This is a genomic window from Actinomadura geliboluensis (assembly GCF_005889745.1).
Classification (GTDB): Bacteria; Actinomycetota; Actinomycetes; order Streptosporangiales; family Streptosporangiaceae; genus Spirillospora; species Spirillospora geliboluensis.
Window position 1 is genome coordinate 1 of record NZ_VCKZ01000431.1, and the last position, 7,405, is coordinate 7,405.

A 7,405-nucleotide genomic window follows, 5' to 3' on the forward strand; every position below is an offset into this window, starting at 1 on the left:
TGACGAAGACGTCCAGGCCGGGCTCCAGCGACTTCTTGGCCCTCGGGGTGAACCGGAGATGGCCCTTCTCGCCGCACCGGGCCCCGGCGGGGGAGTCCAGCGCGCCCGCGCCGAAGCTCGCCTCCGGCTGCCCGATTACACCTGGAAATGTCAGCTTCTTGCGGCCGATCACGCGCTGCTTGATGGCCTCGTCGAGCGCGCGCTCCTCCGGCGTGACGGCCCGGTTCTGGTTGTCGGCGACGTTCGGCAGGTCGCGGCGCACCTCGTACAGCGAATGCTCGTACGACGCCACGTCGTCGATGGAGCGCAGGTGCAGCCGCAGCTCGCCGATGTGCCCGTTCGGCATCCGGATCGTCAGCTGGACGTCGCGGTAGCCGCTCGGGACCGGGTTCTGCATCCGGTCCTTCACCGACACGATCTGGACGCCGTGCTCCCCGGCGATCCGCTGGATGTTGCCGAGCGCCTGGTAGAGCCCGTCCACGGAGCGGAACTGGATGCGGGCGCCGAGCAGGTCGTTGAGGCGGCTCGCGTCCCCCTCGTAGTCGCCCATGATCTTGTCGAGGGCCCGGACCCGGTCCTTGTCGCCGGGGCGCAGCTTCGGGTCCGCGCCCATCTCCGCGAGTTCCGGGTCGTGGACGAGCGCGTGCAGCAGCGCCTCGGACTCGTGCTTGGCCGCGTAGAGGCCGTCCAGGTACTCGTTGAGGTACGGGTCGTCGCGTCCCTGGTCCGGGTCGACCCGGGACGGGTCGAAGTCCGGCTGGTCCGGCGCCACCCGCGCCTCGCGGCTTTCCCCGGGCCGCCGCTCGTTCACGACGGAGTCGGCGAGGTCCCGGCTGATCCGCTCCTGGTCCGGGGTGAGCGGGGTCGGCTGCGCCTTCACCCGGTCCCCGCCGAGGATGGCGTCCGCGCCGCGCTCGTTGACGTCGTGCACGGCCCCTTCGAGGATCCGCACGGCCTCGGGGTGGGTCAGCACGCTGTTCAGGGTCTTCGGCCTGGCGAGCAGCGACTCGCGGAGGGATGTCTCCACGTCGTTCAGGCCGTCGCCGGCGATGATGCGGGCCAGCTCGGGGTGGTTCGGCAGCGTGTCGCGCAGCTGGGTGCGGAGCTGGTCGCCCAGCGGCTCGCCCGCCTGGTCCAGCATGTCCCGGACGGCCGGGTCGTCGTGGATCGTGCGCATGACCTCGTCGGACGCCCGCTGCGGCGTCTCCGAGGTCTCCGGCGTCTCCGAGGTCTCCGGGTTCCGCTGCGCCTCCGGGTTCCGCTGCGCCTCCGGGGACTGCTGTGTCTCCGGGGTCTGCGCGTCCGGCCGGTCGGGGCGCGGCGCGTCCGCCGGGTCCGGGCGGGAGGCGGCGTCGTCGGGCGGCGTCGGGTCCGCCGAGCGGGCCATTGGCTCCGGCGGCTCGCCCGCCGACCTGGGCGCCGGATCCGTCCAGCCGAACGGGCGCGCCGGGCCCTTCGGGTTGCCGTTCGCGTCGGTGGGCAGCGTCGGCGCCGTGCCGTGCTGGTTCGGCGGCAGGTTGTAGAACGACCGGTAGTGGACGGTCGTCGTCGGCGGGGTGGTGTTGAAGTCGGTCTCCGACCACCGCGCGTGGATCACCCGCGGCGTGTAGGCGAGGTCGCCGTCCACGGTGCGGTTCGGTTCGGCGAAGAACTCGAACCGGCCGATCCGCCGGTTGTTCAGCGGGTCCTGGTCGAGGGCGGCGAGCCGCTCCTCCAGCCCGAACCAGCTTTCGGGGCGGGTGACCTGGTGGGCGTTCTGGCCCTGGTTCTCGACCTCCCACTGCGGGAAGTAGTTGATGCGCTCGCGCGGGCCCTGCCCCTGGTGGCCGAAGATGTGGCCGCCGTTGAACCGGGTGCCGGAGTACTCCTTGTTCCCCATGTGCCCGACGTGGCCCTGCGCCCCGTAGCGGGCGCCGCCGCCCACCGCGTAGTCGGGCCGGCCGGTGGCCATGTCGGTCTGGCCGTTCTCGTCGGTGTGGAACAGGAACGTGCCCGGAGGGACCTGGTGCTGCGGCCCGTTGGCGCCGGCCGTGGTGGTCTGCCCGGGGATGCCGTTCGGGTCGTCCTCGCGCAGCGCGCCGAGGTCGCCGCGGCGGACGGCGTCGCTCGGGTCGAAGTCCGCGGGGTCGAGGGTCGCGAAGCGGTCCCGCGGCTCGACCATGTAGTTGACGTTGGGAAGCGGGACCCCGTCGTTCTTGTGTGAGAGGAGCCCGAGCTCCGGGTTGTAGTTGGCGACGCCGTCCTTGTCGCCGAACCACGTCCGGACATGGGTGATGTTGCCGTCGCCGTCCGTCCAGAAGATGCCGTGCAGGCGGCCGTCCCCGTCGCGGACCTCGATCCTGGCGTCCGCGTCCAGCGGCTGCCTCGCGCTGTACGGCCCGTCCGAGGGATTGTGGGTCCGGGTCACCTCGTTGAGCGGCTCGCCGTCGGCCGTGTGAGTCGGCGGGTCGAACGGCGCCGCGGCCGGCGACCGCCCGTCCTCGCCGCCGACGAAGACGTGCGGGTCCCCCTGGCCGAAGTCGATCTGGTGGACGACGCCCGGCCTAGGCTGCGTCAGGTCGATGTTCTCGTTGGGATCGCGGAGCGCTCCGGGCTCGCCCTCCGCCTGCGGGTTCGTGACATGGGTGACCTGGCCGTCGGCGTTCGTGTACACGATCGACCGGACGACCGGCTGCCCGCTCGGGTCCAGGACCGGGTCGCCGTTGCCGTCCAGCGCCAGGATGCGGTGCCGGCCCTCGCGCTTCGGGTAGTCGACGTCGGCGGCGTGCTGGTCGGGCCGCAGCGCGTGGTCCTGCGTGGCGGCCCTGTCCACCTGCGGCGGGTTCCACGGGTCCTGGGAGGGCGAACCGCGGGTCGCGTCCCCGTCGCCGGGCCGCGCCGGGCCGCTCGTCCCGCCGTCCTGCACGGGATGGCCGGGCGCGTAGCCGTCGCGTCCGGCCGGGGCGGCCGAGCCGTCCGGGCGGTGGGTCTGCCAGCCGCCGTTCGGCGGCAGGTCGGGACGCGTCCGCCCGTCCTCGCCGGGGCGGCCGGACGAGGCGTACACGTTCCCGTCCGAGTCGGACCAGGCGAGGCCGTGCGGCGCGGTGACCGGCACGCCGAGCCGCTGCGCGAGCTGGGCGGCGAACTGGCCGTCGCCCGTCTCGCACGACAGCAGCAGCACCTCGCGGCCGTCCCAGTTCGGGTCGTTGCGGATCAGGTCGGCGACCTCGTCGACGCTGAGCCGGCGGTCGCCGACCCGCATGCCGTCGGGGTCGCCGTGCCCGTCGACGATGAACCGCTGGGGGTCGGCGGGCACGCGCGAGGCGAGGTCCCGCATGGAGCCCTCGCCGGGGCCGTAGAAGGCGCGCCCGGCCGGGGTCTCCTGGCTGCCGCGGTAGACGTCGTGCAGGTGGTCGGGGAGGCCCTCGGGCGGGGTCTCGCCCGTGTCGCCGTCGTGGGCCGGGCCGTCCTCGTCACCGTGCCGGGTGCCGTCGTCGGAGCGCGGCGCCGCGTCGTCGCCGCGCGCGGCGGGCTCGTCCCCGCCCCGCGCCGCCGGACCGTCGTCGCCGCGGGCACCGGGACCCTCCCCGCCGCGTGCGGCGGGGCCGTCGTCCCCGCGTGCCGCCGGCCCGTCGCCGCCGCGTGCGGCGGGGCCGTCACTGCCGCGTGCTGCCGGGCCGTCGCTGCCGGGGCGCGGGCCCGCGTCGCTGCCGCCGGGCGTCCCGGGCGCGGAACCCGGGTCGGACGGCGGCGTCGAGCGGAACCGCGGCGACGGCCCCGACGGGGACGAACCGGGGTCGGCCGACCCCGGACCGGCCGGGCCGGGGTTCGGCGCCGGTCCTGGACTGGGCGCCGGGCCCGGGTTGGGCGGTGCGCCGCCGGGCCACGAGCCGTCGCCGTTCGGCGCCGGCGTGCCTCCCGTGCCGGGCGCGCCCGGGTCCGGGTCCGGCGGGATCACCGTGGCGCGGATCTCGACGATCGGGTTGCCGTCGGCGTCCCGGGCGTCGGGGTCGACATGGGTGATCTCGTAGCGGGTGCCGCGCGGCAGGACCAGTTCGCGCTGGTCCGGGTAGGCGCTCTCGCCGCCCATCCACACGCCGCGCGACCCCTCCGGCAGGTCCATGTGGATCCGGTAGCCGAACGGGTTGTTGTCGACGACGGCGGGGTCGCGTCCGAGGGACGTCGACATGTACCCCGGCTCGGTCTGGACCGTCCCGACGAGCAGCTGCGCGTCGCGCGGGCCGAGCGCCGTCCCGTCGGGCAGCCGCATGAAGCTCACGTCGTGCAGGCCGCGCTCGGTCTGCACCGGCTCCGGCAGCGGCTGGTTCAGCGCCTGGTCGAGCTCGCCGACGCGCGCGTTGAACGCGTCCACGGTGGGCGTCTCACCGAAGTACCCGTGCAGGAACGACCAGTAGTTCGCGTTGCCGGCGATCTGCGCGAGCCGATCCGCCGGATCGGGCGCGGACATCACGTGGTCGACCAGCGCGCGCTGGTCGGGCGTCAGGTTCGGGTTGGACGCCCACTGGTTCAGCGTGTCGAGCGTCGGCAGGCCGTTGCCGCCGTTCATGTTGTTCAGCGCCCACGCCGTGCCGTACTCGCCCTGCAGGTGGTTCAGGTAGCCGGGCAGGTCGGCGCCGGGACGCAGGAACGCGTTCGGCATCGACTGCACCGTGTACTGGTACAGCGCGTTCCGCAGCTCCGGCGGCAGGTTCCGGTACTGGTCCCCGAGCCGTTCGTCGCCGTACCGCTGGCCCTCGTCGTTGGTGTCGAAGCGGCGCACCGGGTCGGGCGCGACGCGGCCGCCGTCCGGGTCGTGGACCGTCCAGCCCGTCGACTCGGGATGGCCGAGCGCGTTGAGGTCGACGGCGCCGATCGGGGCCGTGACGCGGACGCCGAGCTGCTGCGCCACGTCGGCCGCCAGCCGGCCGTCGCCGCTGTTGTTGGCCAGCAGGAGCAGGTCGCGCCCGTTCCAGTTCGGGTCGCTGCGGATCAGCGCCGCGAGGTCCGTGGCGTTCATCCGCTGGTCGCCGACGATCAGCCCGTTGCGGTCGCCGTGCGCGTCGAGCACGAACCGGCCCGCGGGATCGGGCGGCACCATCGCCGCCGCGCCGCGCATGTGCGGCTCGTCGGGGCCGTACAGCGCCCGCCCCGCCGGGGTCTCCGCACTGTTGCGCCAGGTGTCGTGCAGCCGGTCCGGCAGCCCCTCGGGGACGTCCCGCTGCCCGGGCTGCCCGTCGGCGGAGTCCTCCGGCTGCCCCTCCCGCGCCCGCGGCTGCCCTTCCCCGTCATTGCGGGGCTGGCCTTCGCCGTCGTTGCGCGGCTGGCCCTCGCCGTCGTTGCGGGGCTGGCCCTCGCTGTCGTTGCGCGGCTGACCCTCGCCGTCGTTGCGGGGCTGGCCTTGGTCGGTGTCGCGCGGCTGCCCGTCGCGGGGCTGGCCTTCGCCGTCGCGTGGTTGGCCTTCGCCGTCGTTGCGGGGCTGGCCCTCGCTGTCGTTGCGCGGCTGCCCGTCGCGGGGCTGGCCCTCGTCGGCGTCGCGCGGCTGCCCATCGCGGGGCTGGCCTTCTGCGTCGCGTGGTTGGCCTTCGGCGTCGTGGCGGGGCTGGCCTTGGTCGGTGTCGCGGGGTTGGCCCTCGTCGGTGCGGGGCTGTTCGTTGTCAGTGCGCGGGCTGCCCTCGTCCGGCTGAGGGTTGGCGTCGTCCGTGCGGGGCGTGTCGCCGCCGGGTGCGTCCTGAGTCGGGTCGGAGCCCGGCTGGTTCTCCCCGATGCGGGGCTTGCCCTCGCCGTTCTGCGTGGAGTCGCCGTTCTGCGTGGTGCCGTTCGTGCCGTCCGGCGCGGGCGTGTTGCCGCTGTTGGCGCCGAGGTGGCGGTCCATGACCTGGCCGATGGCCTGGGCCAGCGGACGGGGGTTCTCGGAGAGGCGGTACTCGGTGAACGCCTCCGCCATCATCTCGTGCGGGTCGCCGGACCCGTAGTCGGACAGGGCGTTCTCCACGCGCTGCTGCGTGGCCGGGTCGTGTGGCTGGGTCGCGTCGTAGGGGATGCCGAGGGAGTTGGAGACCGCCTGGTTCAGGTCCGCGAGCATCTGCGGGTCGTTGAGGAGCTGCTCGCCGAGGTGGTGGCCGAACTCGTGGGTGAAGACGCCTTCGGTGGAGCCGCCGCCGGGCACGGTGAAGCCGGTCGCCTCTTCGTCGGCGCCGTCCTCGGCCCGCTGCGCGTTGTCCGCGAACGCGTCGTCGTTGAGGTAGATGCCGGGGTCGTTCGACTCCGGCGTCGCGTAGGCGAGGACGTCGTCGTTGCCCGGCCCGAGCGACTGGTTGAAGTCCTCCGACCCGATGTGGGTCAGGCCCTGCATGGTGCTGGGGTAGTCCGCGGAGAGCGCCTGGAGGGCGTTGTTGACCTCACGGACCGCGGCCGGGTCGATCGGGCTGGACGTGAAGTCCACCGTGGGCGCGTCGTCGCCGAACTGGGCGAGGATGTCCCGGGCCTGCTGCTCGGCGTCCGCGAGCTGCTGCGCCTCGTCGGCCGGGTCGGTCTTGTCCGGGGTGCCCTCGCTGGACGAGCCGTCGTCGGAGGAGCCGTCGTCCGGCTTGGTGCCGTCCGCCTCCTTCTTGTGGGGCGCGTCCCCGTCCTGCTGCGTCGACTCGTTCGCGGGCGGAGCCTGCTCGTTGCGGACGACGCCGTCGGAGTCCACGGGGGCGTGGGACTGGGAGTCCGGCTTCGGGCGCGGAGACTCCAGGTTGGGGTTGCCGTCCCCGGCGGGACGTTCCGGCGCACGGGACGTGGACGGCGACGTGGAACCGGGGGCCCGCTCGGACCCGCCGACGGAGGGTCCGCCGGAGGAGGGCCCTCCGACACCGCCCGCCGACGCGGTGCCGGCGGGGCCGCCCATCATGCCCATCGGCATGGGCGCGATGAGACCGGGCTGCACGCCGGAACCGTCCTCGGACGGCGAGGCGGGGTCCCTCGTGCCGTCGGACCCGTCGGATCCGCGAGGCGCCTCGGAGGCGGTGTTCGTGGTCCCCGCGCCGCGAGGGGCCGGCTCGCCACCGGGCGCGGGCTCCTCGGCGGGAGGCGTCCCCTCGTCCGGTGTCGTGCCGTCGTCCGGCGTCGCGCCGGTGCCCTCGTCGGGCGCCGCGTCGTCCCTGGGGGTCGTGCCGTCGCCGGGCGTTGTCCCGTCGCCGGGAGTTGTGCCGTCCCCAGGTGTTGTGCCGACGCCGGGTGTCGTGCCGTCGGTCGGTGCTCGGCCGTCGCCCGGCGTTGTGCCGTCGCCCGGTGCCGTGCCCTCGTTCGGGGTTGTGCCCACAGGCGACCGGGACCGGTTTACGGCGCCCGGATGGGCGAAATATTCCCCGATTCGGCCCGGCGGTAAAGACGACAAGATTCTTTATCGAAATCGAGATGATCTTGCGTGACTGTTCGATAACAT

1 protein-coding gene is annotated in these 7,405 nt (G+C 74.2%); it reads right to left on the reverse strand.

What is annotated here, in order from left to right; all coding sequences use genetic code 11:
* A partial coding sequence (locus tag ETD96_RS37485; RefSeq protein ID WP_274704678.1) for an ADP-ribosyltransferase occupies window positions 1-7,282 on the reverse strand: 7,282 nt, incomplete at its 3' end.
* Window positions 7,283-7,405: the final 123 nt, after the last annotated feature.